The following is a 14,638-nucleotide window of genomic DNA, read 5'->3' as shown; positions in this document are numbered from 1 at the left end:
TTAAATTATGAAAACGCTGCTCTCCGTCCTTCTCTATTTCATTTCTTTTACTGTTGTAGCCCAAAAAACAGACTCTACACACACGCATTACCGCTATGTACGCGGAGGTTTTATTGAGCATTCTACGGAATTAAAGTTACAAAAGGGAATTAAGAATGGTATTGCAACCATACTTTCAGGTAAAAGAAAACTTGCCACAGGCATGTATAAAAATAATGAACGAATAGGTCGCTGGCATTTTTTTTGTCCGTTAGACACACTTCAACAGATATATAATTATTCAACTAAAAAGTTAGAATACAACGCACCAATTAAAGAGATAACGTACGAAATTGATTCGCTAAAGGAAGGCGATAAAGTTACTTATCCTGCAAAAATTGGTGGTAATTTATATGGAATGTACTTTTTAACTGAACGCTTTCGTATCCCTAATGAATTAAAACATATTAAAGGATTTCACAAATTAAACTACATCTTTACTGTTAGCGATAGCGGTCAGCTACTTAATTATGAAGTAAAAATTATTTCTCCATCCTATAACAAAACTGAAATTATTAACCTTGCTAAGTTTCATCCCGATGATCTTGCTTTCGTGCCTGCCAAAGTGAATGGTAGAGCGGTAAAAAGCAAATTAATTGTTAATGGTGATGTAACCGTCGATTAAGTCAAAATTCTTTCGCAAACCCAATATTTATAAAAAAATAATTTTAACTGTAGCGTTTTCATTCCCTTAATCGTTTTACAAGAAAAAGCGTTAATGGCCATTAACCAATTTTGTTCAGAAATTGATTTAAACATTGAAATGAAAACGGATTTGAAAAATTTTAGCACTGCTACAAAAATTATACTCTCTCTCCTTGCGATTACTTTAACGATAACAGCCTGCAAGAAGGATTTTAACAACGATCCGATAGAAGCTGCCGGTATTGGCTTTGTGCATGCATCGCCGGGAACGGGTGCACTTGATTTTATTTTGGATAACCAAAAAATAAATAGCTTTACTTATACAAAAGATCTTGGCTACTATGCAGCTTACCCAGGCATCAGGTTAGTGGGGGTTGCCAAAAAGGATACCTTAAAATATTTAACTACTGCGAATGCAACCTTAAAATCGGGATCATTTTATTCGGTTTTCGTAGTGGATACTTTAAAATCAACCAAACTTTTAATCCTTGAGGATGATTTGAAAGCACCAGAAACCGATAAGGCCAAAGTTCGTTTTGTAAACTTAAGCCCTGGGTCTGCGCCATTTGATTTAGCCATTGCCGGTACAGATGCACCATTGTTTACGGCAAAAGCATTTAAAGAGTTTACCACTTTTAGCAACATTGCACCTAATGACAGTTATACTTTTCAATTGAAACAAGGTGGAGCGGTTAAAGTTAGCTTGCCGGCGGTTAAAATCGAAAAAGGTAAAATTTATACCATATGGGCTAAAGGCTTATCGAGCAAAACTGATAGCACGGGCGTTGGCTTATCAGTGATGACAAACAAATAAAAATATTCACTCTACCTGTGAAAACGAAAATGAACACCACTCAAAAATTGGGTGGTGTTATTTTCTTAAATTTGCCATCAGTTAACCATGATAAACCTTTTATAAATAGTCCCTTACAACGGTGATCAAAAAAATACTCAGTTTTGAGGAAATTTTAAAAGGCTGTGTAAAAAACGACAATAGCTGTAAAGAAATGATGTATAAATCATTTTATGGCTATTTAATGGGCATAATTTTAAGGTATACCAAAAACCCTTCGGATAGTGAAGAGCTTGTAAATGACAGTTTTATCAAGATTTTCAAACACGTTGGTGGCTTCAAGGCGCCAAAAAATCCGGAAGAATTACAACGATCGTTTAAAGGATGGATTGCGCAAATTGCTTCGCGGACAGCGATAGATAAGATCCGGAGTACCAAAGTCCAGTTTTATGTTGATGATCTAGCAGAAAGTGAACATCCGGTTACACAGGTATCTGTTGCCTCTGAATTACACGTTAACGATATTTTAAATTTACTAAATCACTTACCAGATACGCAGAGACTGGTATTTAACTTATATGAAATTGAAGGCTTCGCTCATGATGAGATTTCGAAGATGTTAAACATTCCTGAAAGTTCCAGTCGTGTTTACCTTACCCGTTCTAAAAATAAGTTACGTACCCTTTACCTAAATACCATGGTCAACTCATACGAAAAAAATGGATAAGGAATTAATTGAGCAGATCACCGCGCAACTCCAAAACCATGAGGAAGCTTATTCTAATGGTGCATGGGAGCGCTTTTCGGAGAAAGAAAAAAAGAAAAGAGGCATCGCTTTCTGGCCTTTATGGGCTGCTGCTGCCCTTATTTTTATTGTTGCAGGAGTGTTTTTTACATTAAACAACACGGCTCAAAAGCAAATGGTTGTCATCACTAAGCCTAAAATTAAAAGCGATGCTGCTGATGGCGGGCATACCGACACTCATCTTCATTCTAAAAATAATTTGGCGCATTTAAATAACAATACTAATCCCTCAACCAATTTAATAACTGGTCGCCCCATTCAAACTTCATCAATTGCAAAACTTTCAACAGAACAGCGAAACAATTATTCACTTTTAAATGCATCTGAAGCGTTAGATCCAGTTAATCATAACCTTTTGGAGAATAAACTATCTGCGATAAATCTTTCAGGTTTAAAATCAAAACCATTTGAAATCTTAACGGAAAAGGAAACACAGCCCATCAGTACACCAACAGATTTTGAAAAACTACTGGCTCATGATAGTTATGTAAACCAACAAAAACCTGCCGATAAATCGGGTGGTAACTCCAAATGGCAACCAGATGTATACGTTGCCCCGGCTATGGGTAACGACAATAAAGTAACCATGAATTATGGGTTTTCTTTATCGTATGCCATCGCCAATAAATTATCAATAAGTTCTGGAGTATCTTATGCTTCGATCAGCACCACAGAATCATTAAATGCCACTGCGCCACAAACCTTATCCGGTAAAAATTTAGCTTCGGTTGATGCCAAAGTGCGTGGAATTAATGTGCCTTTAGAACTAAAATACAACATCAGTGATAAACTTTATACCAATGTTGGGGTTTCTGCCCTTGCCGTGTTAAATAATTCGCAGCAAAATAGTTATATAGTCAATCAGGTTCAAAGTTTCTCTGCTCCCGCAGTAAATGGTTACGCAGATTCTAAAACCATGATTATACAAGAAAAAAAGGTCGAGCCTCAACCCGAAGCGAATATCGATCCTGATAAATACATCGGATTTTATAATTTCTCTTTAGGTTATAAGCAGAAAATCTCGAAAAAGAATAATATTGCTATTGAGCCCTTTTTGAGGTTGCCCATGAAAACTTTCTCAAAAGAAAACCTTAACCTGACCAATGGTGGATTGCGGTTAAAAATCGATTTCTAAAAAACTAAGATATTTAGTATATTTGGTTAAACGCCTTATATATGAAAAACATCAAATCCTACCCCACAGAAGAAGAACTACCTCCGGTTAAAACCCTTAACGAGATAGATTTCTCTGCTATTTATAGCTATGCAGATTATATGCGTTTCGAATTTGAAGAACGCTTAGAAATTATCAAAGGTTACATTTTCCGGATGAGCCCTGCCCCTTCCAGGATACATCAAAAAATATCCGGAAGAATTTTCAATCCAATTTACAATGCATTAAATGGTCATCAATGCGAAGTTTATTCAGCACCTTTTGATGTTCGTTTAGCCAAAAAAACGCAGGATGATAAAGAAGTTTTCACGGTGGTCCAGCCCGATATTGTGGTGGTTTGCGATCCGGCTAAATTAGATGAACGTGGCTGCATTGGCGCACCAGATATCGTGGTCGAGATTTTATCGCAAGGGAATAATAAAAAGGAACTGATCAATAAATACGAGGTTTACGAAGAGGCTGGCGTAAAAGAATATTGGATTGTAAGTCCTACACACAGAACATTTTTCAGGTATATCCTCGATGAAAACGGCAAATTTAAGCCTACAAAAATGCTTACCGAGGGTGAAGAGGTGACTACCAAGATTATACCTGTCTTTAAACTGGTACTGGATGAGGTATTTAGAGATTAATGTATGAAAAATATTAAACCTTACCTAACTGAAGACGAACAACCTGCGTACAAAACACTTAATGAGGTTGATTTTTCTGCTTTGTACAGTTATGCAGATTATATGCGCTTCGAATTTGAAGAGCGGCTGGAACTTATTAAAGGACACTTATTTAAAATGAGCCCTGCCCCTTCCCGAATTCACCAAGGTATTTCAGGCAACATTTTCGTTCCAATATATAATGCGCTCAAAGGGAAATCCTGCCGTGTTTATTCAGCACCTTTTGATGTGCGGTTAGCCAGGAAAACGCAAGATGATAAAGAAATTTTCACCGTAGTGCAACCTGATATCGTGGTGGTTTGTGATCCGGCTAAATTAGATCAGCGTGGCTGTATTGGTGCACCAGATATTGTGGTCGAGATTTTATCGCCCGGGAATAATAAAAAGGAACTGATCAACAAATATGAGGTTTACGAAGAAGCCGGGGTAAAAGAATACTGGATTGTAAGTCCTGCGCACAAAACATTTTTCAGGTATATCCTCGATGAAAACGGCAAGTTTCAGCCGACCAAAATGCTTACCGAGGGTGAAGAGGTTACGACATCAATTATACCCAGCCTTAAACTCGTTTTGGAAGAGGTTTTTCAGGATTAAAAATGCTAATTCATGAAAGAAGTCAAGTTTAAATAGCAAAGTGGCTATTTAAACTTGACTTCCTTGAAATCGTTTATATTAACTAGTGACCTGAATGACCATCAGCACCGTGTGCATGGCCATGTGCTAATTCATCCTGAGTAGCTTCACGTACATTTAAAATCACACCGCTAAACATTAAATTTTTACCAGCCATTGGGTGGTTTAAATCTACTGAAATGGTTTCGTCGTGTACAGCAGTAACACCTGCTCTAAATTGGTTGCCGTTGTTATCTTGCAATGGAATCACATCACCAACGTTAGGCAATTCGCCACCAGCTTCGGTAAACATTGTTTTTGGCAAATCAGCAAAAGCACCCGGATCAATATCACCATAACCATCTGCTGCAGATAGTTCAAATGAATATTCATCACCGGTTTTTAAACCAGTTAAATGCTCTTCAAATTTAGGCAACATCATGCCAACGCCATATAAAAATACTAAAGGATTTTGTTCGTCAGCTTTTTCTACAAAAACTTGTTGTCCTTCTTCGTTAGTAGTATGCAATTCGTAAGTTAACGCTACTACAGAGTTTGGTGAAATATTCATTTAAATTTATTTATTGTACATACAATAATGCTTCCTCAACAGTGTTAACCGGCAACTGGCATACTTTATTTCGGCAAATATAAACTTTTGTTTCATTGCTTTGCTTACCTTTTAACAGTGGCAAGTTACTTTTTGTTCCACCCAATGTAATTTTGTTCGGAATATAATGCCCGCTCAATTCCAATTTAACCGCTTCGGTTTCCAATCCGGTAATGGCAATTTCGTTTATGCCATAAATTTCGTTCAATAACTGAATGGCCCAGTTCGAGTAAGCAGATCCATAACTTTTAATCTTCGGCTGAACTGCAGCAAGCATTGCCGAAGCTTTTTCTGCATAAGCTTCTATATCGAAAAGGAGTCCTAATTTCTTTAAATTCTGTGCCATGGCAGAGTTCGAAGCAGGGATTACATTATCCATCACTTCATGTTTACGGGCAATTAAATCTTCGCTTTCTGCAGAGGTATAGAAAAACATCGGCGAATCAGGATCTGTAAAATTAGCCATTACATAATCCGTCAGTGATTTTGCCTCTTCCAACCATTTTTCATCAAAATCGGCTTCGTAAAGGGCAATTAGCGCTTCAATAAAAAAGGCATAATCATCCAGGAAACCCGTAATAGAAGCCTTTCCGTTTTTATAGTTACGGTATAAGCCGCCATTTTCAGTTTTTAAGTGGTTTAACATAAAACTGGCCGCAGTTGAGGCCTTTTCATAATAGGCCTGATGATTTAATACTGCTGCCGCATCAGCCAAAGCTTTAATCATCATGCCATTCCAGGCGGTTAAACATTTATCGTCCAAACCCGGCCTAACTCTTTTGCTGCGCACAGCCATTAATTTTGATTTGGCCGAGTTCACTTTATCATAAAGTTGTGCTGCATCCATATCATATTTTGCAAGCAGATCGTCATCGCTGATGGTTTTGCGTAAAATATTGGTTTGTTCCTCTTCCCAGTTCCCTTCTTCGATAATATTATAATAAGCGCCCATCATTTGGGCATCTTCTCCCAACACCTGGTCAAATTCTGCTTTGTCCCAAACATAAAATTTGCCCTCAACACCTTCGCTATCTGCATCCAGTGCAGAGTAAAATAAGCCATCGGCAGAAGTCATTTCGTCAAACACCCAATTAATGGTTTCAACAACAGTCTGTTTAAAAGAGTCGAATTTGGTGCACTGATAAGCTTCGGCATATAAACTAATCAGCTGCGCATTATCATAAAGCATCTTCTCGAAATGTGGTACATGCCATTTATCATCAACCGAATAGCGGGCAAAACCACCTCCAATCTGATCATAAATACCGCCCCTGCTCATTTCTTCAAGCGTATGGCAAACTGCTGTAAAAACAGATTCATCATCTTTTAAAAAGCCATAGCGCAATAAAAACACCCAGTTATTGGGCAAAGGGAATTTGGGTGCGCGGTTATAACCACCATAACCAATGTCGAAATGTCGCTTCCAGGGGTCAATAATTTCAGTTAAATGTGCCTGGGTATATTCTTCTGTAGTTACCGCAGCAATGATCTTTTCGCTGTCTTTAATGCCCGAAGTCAACCGCTCCGCATATTGGATAGCCTTATCGGGTTCGTTAGCCCAAAGCGCAGCCACATTTTCAAGAATATTAATCCAATCGTTTTTACGGAAATAAGTTCCACCGTAAATGGGCCGCTGATCGGGCAAACATATACAGTTTAAAGGCCAGCCACCGCTCCCGGTCATGAGTTGGATGGCGTACATATAAATCTGGTCTATATCCGGGCGTTCCTCCCTGTCAACTTTAATGCACACAAAATGCTGGTTCATCACTTCGGCTACCTCATGGTTTTCGAAACTTTCGCGCTCCATTACATGGCACCAATGGCAGGCAGAATAACCAATACTCACCAAAATCAGTTTGTTCTCGGCCCTGGCTTTTTCTAATGCCTCCGCTCCCCATTCGTACCAATCAACCGGGTTATGGGCATGTTGAAGCAAATAAGGTGATGAAGCGTGGATTAAATTATTGGTATCTGACATGACAGGTTATGTAAAATGTAAGAAGGAAAATGGAATTTATTTCGAGGCGTAAATCTATTAATAATCTACAAACCTGTTCCTATTTAGTTTTTGTTTTTATACTTTAGTCAGAAATCTATCTGACGGAATAGAATTGAGTAAAAATGAGCTATTTAATCACAGATAACATACCTTACACCCTCAACCCTACACCTTTAACCTTACACCTTCAGCCCTCAACCTCAAACCCATGAAAATCACCCATACCGAAATATACCGCTTCAGCATCCCCATGGAGCCTTTTGTAATTGCCACAGGAACCATGCATTTTGCACAGAATGTTCTGATCCGCATTTTTACTGATACGGGCATCCATGGCATTGGCGAATGTTCTGCTTTCCCGATGATTGTAGGCGAAACGCAGGAAACCTGCATTGCCATGGCCAAAGATTTCGCCGCTATTTTAAAAGGTAAAGATCCTTTGGAAATTCCGGAGCGGATGAACGATTTATTGGGTTATGCAGATCATAATGCCACTATAAAAAGCGCTTTCGATATGGCACTGTTTGATATTGCAGCCAAAAATGCAAAATTACCACTTTATAAATTTCTTGGTGGAACTAAACGCAATATAGAAACCGACATGACCATTGGCATCGATACACCAGAGGGAATGGCTGCAACTGCGTTAAAATATAAAAGTCAGGGTTGCCGGATTTTAAAAATTAAGCTGGGCAAAAAAGTGCATGATGATATAGAGAGGGTAAAACAGATCCGAGAAGCCGTGGGCGAAGATTTGATTTTACGCCTGGATGCCAATCAGGGCTGGAGTTTTGATGATGCTTTATTTGCTTTGGGCGAATTGGAAAAATACAACATAGAATTCTGCGAACAACCCATGCGTACCTGGTATGATGATCAATTACCGGAGCTGAATGTAAATTCGCCAATTAAATTGATGGCAGATGAAAGCTGCTATAACCATCACGATGCCCGAAAACTGATTAATAGCCAGTCTACCACTTACTTAAACATTAAATTTTCAAAATCAGGTGGCATTTTAGAAGCCCAGAAAATACATGAAGAAGCCTTAAAACATGGCGTTAAGTGTATGATTGGCAGTATGCTCGAAAGCCGGATTGCATTGAGCGCCAACCTGCATTTTGCCTACGCCAGTCCAAATGTGGAGTTTTTTGATTTAGATACAGCACTATTGGGCCACCTGGTTGATCCGGTGGTTGGTGGTCTTACTTATAATGGTTATTTTCTTGATGTTCCCGAAGAAATTGGTATCGGCGCAGAAGCGGATGAGTTTTTTCTGGAGAAATGTGAAAGCTGGACTATTTAGTTCAGTTGTTCATTAGTCAATGGTTTATTAGTTTTCCGGTATAGCGCCAAGTAAATAGTTTTGAGTTGAGCGTTTCTCCGAGATGTTTTTTAAGGCATTATGCTAACTTGCGCTAATAAAACCCAGGTTTTACCGATTACGCCCGTCAATCCCAAGGGCCGGCCCAATCAAAAAAACAGGTGCATACCAAAACAACTGGCATTACCAAACCTTAAACGCAGTGAGTTTTGTGCTTCATGTTTGCAAAAGCCTTTCACTAACCCCTAACGAACAAAACAAAGTGCCGCTGTTTTTTTGATGTGCTAGGGCTATGAGCAAAAGGCCCATTGCTGGATTGACGAAGCGCTTTGGGTACTTTGGCGCGACAAAGTACCATGCCCCGCGGCATAGAGCGAAAAAATCAATATTTATTCATGCTAAGTAATGCACTAATAAACTCGGGATACACGAATGCGCCAATGACAAATCAACTAATGACCAATAAACTAACGAACCAACAACCTATCCAACGCCAAACTATCACCATTAAAAGCATTAAAATCAACCACATGGCCAATACCATTAATTTTCGCTTTATCAGAATGCTGCCAGAATTTCCAGCGACTCTTATCCATCCTTAATTTTGGCTGATAATAATGAGCAATCCACAAGGGATAATCATCAAAATGATCGACCAGATAATCTTCATAAAATTTAAGCCCGGTGTAAATAATCGGTCTTACTTTGGTTTTCACTTCAACATAGTTGAGAAAATCAGACAGCTCAGCCCTCATTTTCAATGGTGAAACGCCATCTAAAGATTCAATATCCACAACAGGTGGCAAATCGCCTTTCTCTATATTCACCACCTGTAAGAAAAATTTGGCCTGCGTTTTACCGTCCTTTTTTGGTCTGAAAAAATGATAGGCCCCACAAATAATTCCTGCTTTTGGCGCTTCACGCCAGTTGCGCTGAAAATAGGGATCGACCATCACTAATCCTTCTGTGGCTTTGATAAAGGCAAAACGGATACTCACTTCATCCTCTTTCATTTCCTTTACTTTTTGCCAGTTTATTTTGCCCTGGTAGTAAGAAACATCAATTCCATGAACGGTATATTTCTTGGGGATCTTAATGTTAAAACTTTCGTAAGTTCGGTAATTCGCGTCTTGTCCCCAATCTTTTACCCAGCGCCAGGTGGCCACAAAGCTTCTTAATATATAGCCGTAATAAAATGGCGAGAGTAAAACCAACAATAAACCAGCAATAACCAACTTCAGCTGAACAGAAATGCCACCTTTCTTTTTTCTGCCTGCTGTGGTTTTTCTGGTTACAGGCTTTTTAACGGCAGGTTTTCTGGTAACCGGTTTTTTGTTTATTGGTGTTGTTTTTTCTGGCGGCATAGGTATTTAATGCCGCTAAGTTGAGGAAAATGTATGGAAATAAAAAAGCGGGTTTGCGGGAAAACCATTAATTGTCATTCTGAACCCAGGGAAGAACCCGTAAGCTCTACGAAGCAAATCTTTAAATCAAAAGACCCTTTGTACCTCGGGATGACAGCAAAACGGAAAGTTCGTCTGCACCCTGCTACCCGGCCTAGCAGATTTCCCCCGGAAAAAGCACGAAAATCTTTGCAGTTCCCCCTCATACTCCACAGCCCAAGGCAGGATTAAAGCGGGAGCGGTGGGACAAAGCAAGGGATGAGAGCCTCGATGCTGCCGCAATCAAGATTTCCGTAGCTTTTTACAAGGAATTGCGTAGCAATCTTTTATACCAATAAAAACAACATGATCTTATAAAAAACGATGCAAGCCTTTCAGTATGCCTTTGTGTTTGTTGTTTTTAATGGCAGGCATGCTTTCGCTGCGCTCAGGTTTGTTACTTTTTCATCAAGAAAAAAGTAAAAGCCCTTCGGTGGCTAACCGAGGCAAGCCAGAGCAAAGGGAGAAAACTGTAGCTAGTAAACTAATTTAAAGATTTCTCCGCTACGGTCGAAATGACGGATTTTTCGCGATAACGGCAATCAAAAGATCCTTCGTACCTACCATTGACGTTATTTTGTAATTACCTATTAATGAGCAGAATGCGGCATCATGCATTTCCGTATAGCTAGGCCATAGCACCGTATCACCGTTCTACTTAAAACCGGCCTAATAAATTTTTCGGACTGCACTGTTCTAGCCATAACACTGGCTTTGAAAGAAAAATTTTCAGCCGGCATTTTTTGTTACTTTTTGATGCCAAAAAGTAAGAGCCCTTCGGCGGCGGTGAGCCGAGGCAAGAATTGTGCGAAGGAAAAAACGTCAATCATATTGATTTTTATATCATAAATTATCCCTCAGGATGACAGCAAATTGGGAAGTCCATCTGCACCATGCTGTCTGCACCCTGCTATCCGGCCTCGCAGATTTCCGCCGGAAAAAGCACGGAAATCTTTGCAGTTCCCCCTCATACCCCACAGCCCAAGGCAGGATCAAAGCGGGCGCGGTGGAGACAAGCAAGGGATGAGAGCCTCGATGCTGCCGCTATCAAGATTTCCGTAGCTTTTTACAAGGAATTGCGCAGCAATCTTTTATACCGATAAAAGCAACATTAGCGCATAAAAAACGCTGCAAGCCTTTCAGTTATGCCTTTGTGTTTGTTGTTTTTAACGGCAGGCATGCTTTCGCTACGCTCAGGTTTGTTACTTTTTCATCAAGGAAAAAGTAAAAGCCCTTCGGTGGCTAACCGAGGCAAGGCTAAGCAAACGGCAAAGGCTAGCGAGCGCTTTAAGATTCCCGCCTGCGCGGGAATGACGACCGTATTATAGCGATCGCCTTAGCCTGCAATATGCTCCACGCTATTCTACTCTATGCGATCTGCACCCTGCTAACCCGGCCTGGGAGATGATGGAAGGAGATCCTTCGACTACGATCAGGAAGACAGAAATAATAAAAAGTCTCAATGGAAAGAATTGAATTAAGATGATTAAATAACACCTGGCTTTTGGTACTTTTACGCCATCTAAACACACCATGTTCAAACTTATCTTCAACACTTATAAAACATCATTCAGCGGATTAAGCAAAGAAACCTGGCTTTTAAGTATCGTAATGATGTTTAACCGTTGCGGAAGCATGGCTGTTCCGTTTATGGGTTTATACGTTACCCAAAGTTTACACCGGTCTGAAATGGATGCTGGTTTAATCATCACCTTATTTGGCGTAGGCTCTATTTTAGGTTCGGCAACCGGCGGGAAACTAACCGATATGATCGGTTTCAGGCCGGTACAAATCCTCTCTTCCATTATTGGCGGATTGCTGTTTATCTTATTCTCAACCATCAGCCATTTTTCTACCCTGTGTGTGCTGGCTGTGGTGATCAGTTTCTTTTCTGAAGCTTTCCGTCCGGCCAATTTTACCGCTGTGGCCCACTATGCAAAAGAAAATACCATCACCCGCTCCTACTCACTTAACCGGCTGGCGGTTAATATCGGTTGGTCTGCAGGGATTAGCATGGCGGGGATTATTGCGTCTATTAATTACAAACTTTTATTTATAGTAGAAGGATCGGTAAGTATCCTGGTTGGACTTTCGATTTTGTTTTTGTTACCTAAAGTGCATGATTTTATTAAAAAAGCAAAAGAAACCCGCAGCACCATGGTGATTTTGAAACCCTGGCAAGATGGTTTCTATGTAAAATTTATTCTTTTAACTACCCTTTTTATTACCTGTGCTTTTTTGATGTTCAGGGTGGTACCGGTATTTTTTAAAGAGGAATGGCATATCGATGAATTTGCAATCGGGATTATTATCGGTTTAAACGGTGCTATCATTGCACTTTTTGAAATGATTATGATTAATAAGATTGAAAAGAAAAGATCGCCCATGTTTTTCATCGTTATCGGCTCCATTTTCTTTGCGGTATCTTACCTGTTGTTAAGCGCACCGATTATTTTCCATGTGCTATCGGCTGTGTTAACCATTGTAACCTTTACCGTTGGCGAAATGTTTGTACTCCCGTTTATCAATACCGTTGTGATTAGCAGAAGCAACGAACACAACCGTGGTTTATATGCAGCAGGTTATACGTTAAGCTGGTCTTGCGCACAGGTAGTTGGACCACTTGCGGGTTTTTATATTGCCAAACACCTGGGTTATAACTGGCTTTGGTTTGGCCTGGCCTGCATTTTATTGCTTTGTGCCTATGGTTTTAGCCTAATGGATAAACACCGGCAACAAACGGTATTAGAAGCGGATTAGTTTACAATTGGCAAATTGCCAACTGTAAACTCAAAATGGTAAGCTGAAGAATTACTTATATTTCTGCGCCTTAACGCCTTCTTTGGTAATTTTTACCGGTAAAATCATACCATCAGCATCAAATTTCATTTCATCTATACAGGTTTCGCGATGGTTGCCATCCGTTTCGGTTAATGGCCTGCGGTGGTAAACAATGTAATATTTATTTTTCTTCTCGTTAATGATTAAAGAATGGTGTCCTGCCCCTCTTGCAATGCTTGCATCCTGCTGTAAAATTTTACCTACCCTTTTAAACGGGCCAAATGGCGAATCGCTTACGGCGTAGGCTACAGAATAGTCTGGGCCGGTCCAGCCACCCTCGCTCCACATAAAATAGTATTTACCATTCCTGATGAACATATAAGGGCCTTCTACATAATTATCGGGCGTGATTTCTTTAAAGATGGTACCATCGTCGAAAGGTAAAAAGCCGGTAAAATCGTTATTCAGTTTGGCTATATTGCAGTGTTTCCAACCACCATAAATTAAATAATACTGCCCATCTTTATCTTTAAACACAAACTGATCAATCGGTTGTGCCCCGTTATAAAACTTATCTACCAAAGGTTTCCCTAAATGATCTTTAAACGGTCCTTCCGGTTTATCAGCCACTGCAACACCGATTCCACCCACCTCATTATCGCTCTGGATATCGTTAGCACCGAAAAACAGATAGTATTTTTTATCTTTTTGCACAATGGCCGGTGCCCACATGGCTTTATTGGCCCATTTAACCGCAGCGGTATCTAAAACATAAGGGTGTTTTTTCCATTTTACTAGGTCATCAGATGAAAAAGCATCTAAAAAAACCTGTTCTTTATACCTGGCCGAATAGGTTGGGTAAACCCAGTATTTATTGTTAAAAACAGCAGCCTCCGGATCTGCATACCAACCCGGAAATATGGGGTTTCCAGATTGCTTAATCGTTTTAGTATTCTGCGCAAAAGAAGTGAGCGCCGATAAAAATAAAAGAGATGAGAATAAATATTTCATGGGTACAATTTAGAAAAAAATATGTGGTTTAAAAATTTGAGGTTCTTTTTAACCGCAAAGAATGCAAAGTTGGGAGGATATTGTTTTAACCACAGAGGAAACAGAGAAAAAGACACAGAGGAAACTGAGACTGGCCATAAAGGCGATTTAACCGCAAAGGTCGCGAAGAAGAAACGCAAAGAATTCAAAGTTGGGAGGATATCGTTTTAACCACAGAGGAAACAAAGAAAAAGACACAGAGAAAACTGAGACTGGCCATAAAGGCGATTTAACTACGAAGAACGCGAAGAAAGGGCGTGGAGAACACTAAGTTTAAGATTTAGGAATGGTTTTGGAAAGCAATGGCAGTGCCCGTCGGTTTCGCCAGCCCCGCTCCCGTTCCTGCTCCGATGAAGAACCGCGAGCATCCACTCAGATCGGGTTTAGGTGGCAAGACCGGTAATACTATTAAAGGTTTTATAGCGAATGCAGGGACAGGCTCGGCTTCGAAGAACGGCCTGCAGTTAAATAAACCCGACAGCAGCGGATAGCCCGGAATGGAGGGAAACGAAATGAGGACTATAAGCGAATGGCGGGGCTACAGTAGCTATGGAACACAGACCGTTCGTTTACAATAAAGGCAAAAAAAATCCCTGCTTATTAAAAATAGGCAGGGACGGTCTTCGACTCCGCTCAGACTGACATTATTGGTTCAGCTAATGTTGACTGACTTCCCAAAAAAAGTCGTCA

The 14,638-nt window shown here is 39.9% G+C and carries 13 protein-coding genes; 9 read left to right on the top strand and 4 right to left on the bottom strand.

Features of this window, described 5'->3' with window-relative positions; translation table 11 throughout:
- Nucleotides 1–7 precede the first annotated feature (7 nt).
- The 6 genes from DV942_RS20970 to DV942_RS20945 all read left to right on the top strand — a co-directional run bounded on the left by DV942_RS20970 (nt 8) and on the right by DV942_RS20945 (nt 4,721).
- Complete coding sequence (locus tag DV942_RS20970) at nt 8–664, top strand: hypothetical protein (RefSeq protein WP_145860759.1); 657 nt, start codon at nt 8–10, stop codon at nt 662–664.
- 138 nt (nt 665–802) lie between these two features.
- Nucleotides 803–1,498 (top strand): DUF4397 domain-containing protein, encoded by a 696-nt coding sequence (locus DV942_RS20965; protein ID WP_159435307.1) that lies wholly within the window; start codon nt 803–805, stop codon nt 1,496–1,498.
- Nucleotides 1,499–1,619: 121 nt separating this feature from the next.
- Nucleotides 1,620–2,204 carry an RNA polymerase sigma factor gene (locus DV942_RS20960; protein WP_090504850.1) on the top strand — a complete coding sequence of 195 codons (585 nt, stop codon included), beginning with the start codon at nt 1,620–1,622 and terminating at the stop codon, nt 2,202–2,204.
- Nucleotides 2,197–3,417 carry an outer membrane beta-barrel protein gene (locus tag DV942_RS20955; protein WP_145860755.1) on the top strand — a complete coding sequence of 407 codons (1,221 nt, stop codon included), beginning with the start codon at nt 2,197–2,199 and terminating at the stop codon, nt 3,415–3,417. Before DV942_RS20960 ends, DV942_RS20955 begins: the two co-directional genes overlap by 8 nt.
- 41 nt (nt 3,418–3,458) lie before the next feature.
- Nucleotides 3,459–4,088 carry a Uma2 family endonuclease gene (locus DV942_RS20950; protein WP_145860753.1) on the top strand — a complete coding sequence of 210 codons (630 nt, stop codon included), beginning with the start codon at nt 3,459–3,461 and terminating at the stop codon, nt 4,086–4,088.
- Nucleotides 4,089–4,091: 3 nt separating this feature from the next.
- Nucleotides 4,092–4,721, top strand: coding sequence for a Uma2 family endonuclease (locus DV942_RS20945; protein ID WP_145860751.1), 630 nt, complete (start codon nt 4,092–4,094; stop codon nt 4,719–4,721).
- Between the two features lie 82 nt (nt 4,722–4,803).
- Here DV942_RS20945 and DV942_RS20940 read toward each other — a convergent pair whose 3' ends face one another.
- Both DV942_RS20940 and DV942_RS20935 read right to left on the bottom strand, forming a co-directional pair.
- Complete coding sequence (locus tag DV942_RS20940; RefSeq protein WP_090987807.1) at nt 4,804–5,310, bottom strand: FKBP-type peptidyl-prolyl cis-trans isomerase; 507 nt, start codon at nt 5,308–5,310, stop codon at nt 4,804–4,806.
- A gap of 10 nt (nt 5,311–5,320) precedes the next feature.
- Complete coding sequence (locus tag DV942_RS20935) at nt 5,321–7,330, bottom strand: thioredoxin domain-containing protein (RefSeq protein ID WP_145860750.1); 2,010 nt, start codon at nt 7,328–7,330, stop codon at nt 5,321–5,323.
- Between the two features lie 229 nt (nt 7,331–7,559).
- Here DV942_RS20935 and DV942_RS20930 point away from each other — a divergent pair, with 229 nt between their 5' ends.
- Nucleotides 7,560–8,657, top strand: a complete 1,098-nt coding sequence (locus DV942_RS20930; protein WP_145860748.1) for a mandelate racemase/muconate lactonizing enzyme family protein — start codon at nt 7,560–7,562, stop codon at nt 8,655–8,657.
- Nucleotides 8,658–9,142: 485 nt separating this feature from the next.
- Here the strand turns inward: DV942_RS20930 and DV942_RS20925 are convergent, their stop codons facing one another.
- On the bottom strand, nt 9,143–10,039 hold the full coding sequence (locus DV942_RS20925) for a glycoside hydrolase family 25 protein (RefSeq protein ID WP_145860746.1): 897 nt from the start codon (nt 10,037–10,039) through the stop codon (nt 9,143–9,145).
- Nucleotides 10,040–11,650: 1,611 nt separating this feature from the next.
- Between DV942_RS20925 and DV942_RS20920 the strand changes: the two genes are divergently transcribed.
- Nucleotides 11,651–12,877, top strand: coding sequence for an MFS transporter (locus DV942_RS20920; protein WP_145860744.1), 1,227 nt, complete (start codon nt 11,651–11,653; stop codon nt 12,875–12,877).
- Between the two features lie 51 nt (nt 12,878–12,928).
- Here DV942_RS20920 and DV942_RS20915 read toward each other — a convergent pair whose 3' ends face one another.
- Nucleotides 12,929–13,909, bottom strand: a complete 981-nt coding sequence (locus DV942_RS20915; RefSeq protein ID WP_145860742.1) for a glycoside hydrolase family 43 protein — start codon at nt 13,907–13,909, stop codon at nt 12,929–12,931.
- Nucleotides 13,910–14,250: 341 nt separating this feature from the next.
- Between DV942_RS20915 and DV942_RS20910 the strand changes: the two genes are divergently transcribed.
- Nucleotides 14,251–14,439, top strand: coding sequence for a hypothetical protein (locus DV942_RS20910; RefSeq protein ID WP_145860740.1), 189 nt, complete (start codon nt 14,251–14,253; stop codon nt 14,437–14,439).
- Nucleotides 14,440–14,638: the final 199 nt, after the last annotated feature.

Origin of the sequence: Pedobacter suwonensis (genome assembly GCF_007833675.1) — a bacterium.
In the GTDB taxonomy this organism is placed as follows: domain Bacteria; phylum Bacteroidota; class Bacteroidia; order Sphingobacteriales; family Sphingobacteriaceae; genus Pedobacter; species Pedobacter suwonensis.
Note: the sequence above shows the minus strand (reverse complement) of the source record. Positions and strands in the feature narration are given on the sequence as shown.

Bases quoted from the DNA above. Each gene is read 5' to 3' on its own strand.
- DV942_RS20970 (WP_145860759.1), top strand. From the start codon at position 8: ATGAAAACGCTGCTCTCCGTCCTTCTCTATTTCATTTCTTTTACTGTT.
- DV942_RS20965 (WP_159435307.1), top strand. From the start codon at position 803: ATGAAAACGGATTTGAAAAATTTTAGCACTGCTACAAAAATTATACTC.
- DV942_RS20955 (WP_145860755.1), top strand. From the start codon at position 2,197: ATGGATAAGGAATTAATTGAGCAGATCACCGCGCAACTCCAAAACCAT.
- DV942_RS20950 (WP_145860753.1), top strand. From the start codon at position 3,459: ATGAAAAACATCAAATCCTACCCCACAGAAGAAGAACTACCTCCGGTT.
- DV942_RS20945 (WP_145860751.1), top strand. From the start codon at position 4,092: ATGAAAAATATTAAACCTTACCTAACTGAAGACGAACAACCTGCGTAC.
- DV942_RS20940 (WP_090987807.1), bottom strand. From the start codon at position 5,310: ATGAATATTTCACCAAACTCTGTAGTAGCGTTAACTTACGAATTGCAT.
- DV942_RS20935 (WP_145860750.1), bottom strand. From the start codon at position 7,330: ATGTCAGATACCAATAATTTAATCCACGCTTCATCACCTTATTTGCTT.
- DV942_RS20930 (WP_145860748.1), top strand. From the start codon at position 7,560: ATGAAAATCACCCATACCGAAATATACCGCTTCAGCATCCCCATGGAG.
- DV942_RS20925 (WP_145860746.1), bottom strand. From the start codon at position 10,039: ATGCCGCCAGAAAAAACAACACCAATAAACAAAAAACCGGTTACCAGA.
- DV942_RS20920 (WP_145860744.1), top strand. From the start codon at position 11,651: ATGTTCAAACTTATCTTCAACACTTATAAAACATCATTCAGCGGATTA.
- DV942_RS20915 (WP_145860742.1), bottom strand. From the start codon at position 13,909: ATGAAATATTTATTCTCATCTCTTTTATTTTTATCGGCGCTCACTTCT.
- DV942_RS20910 (WP_145860740.1), top strand. From the start codon at position 14,251: ATGGCAGTGCCCGTCGGTTTCGCCAGCCCCGCTCCCGTTCCTGCTCCG.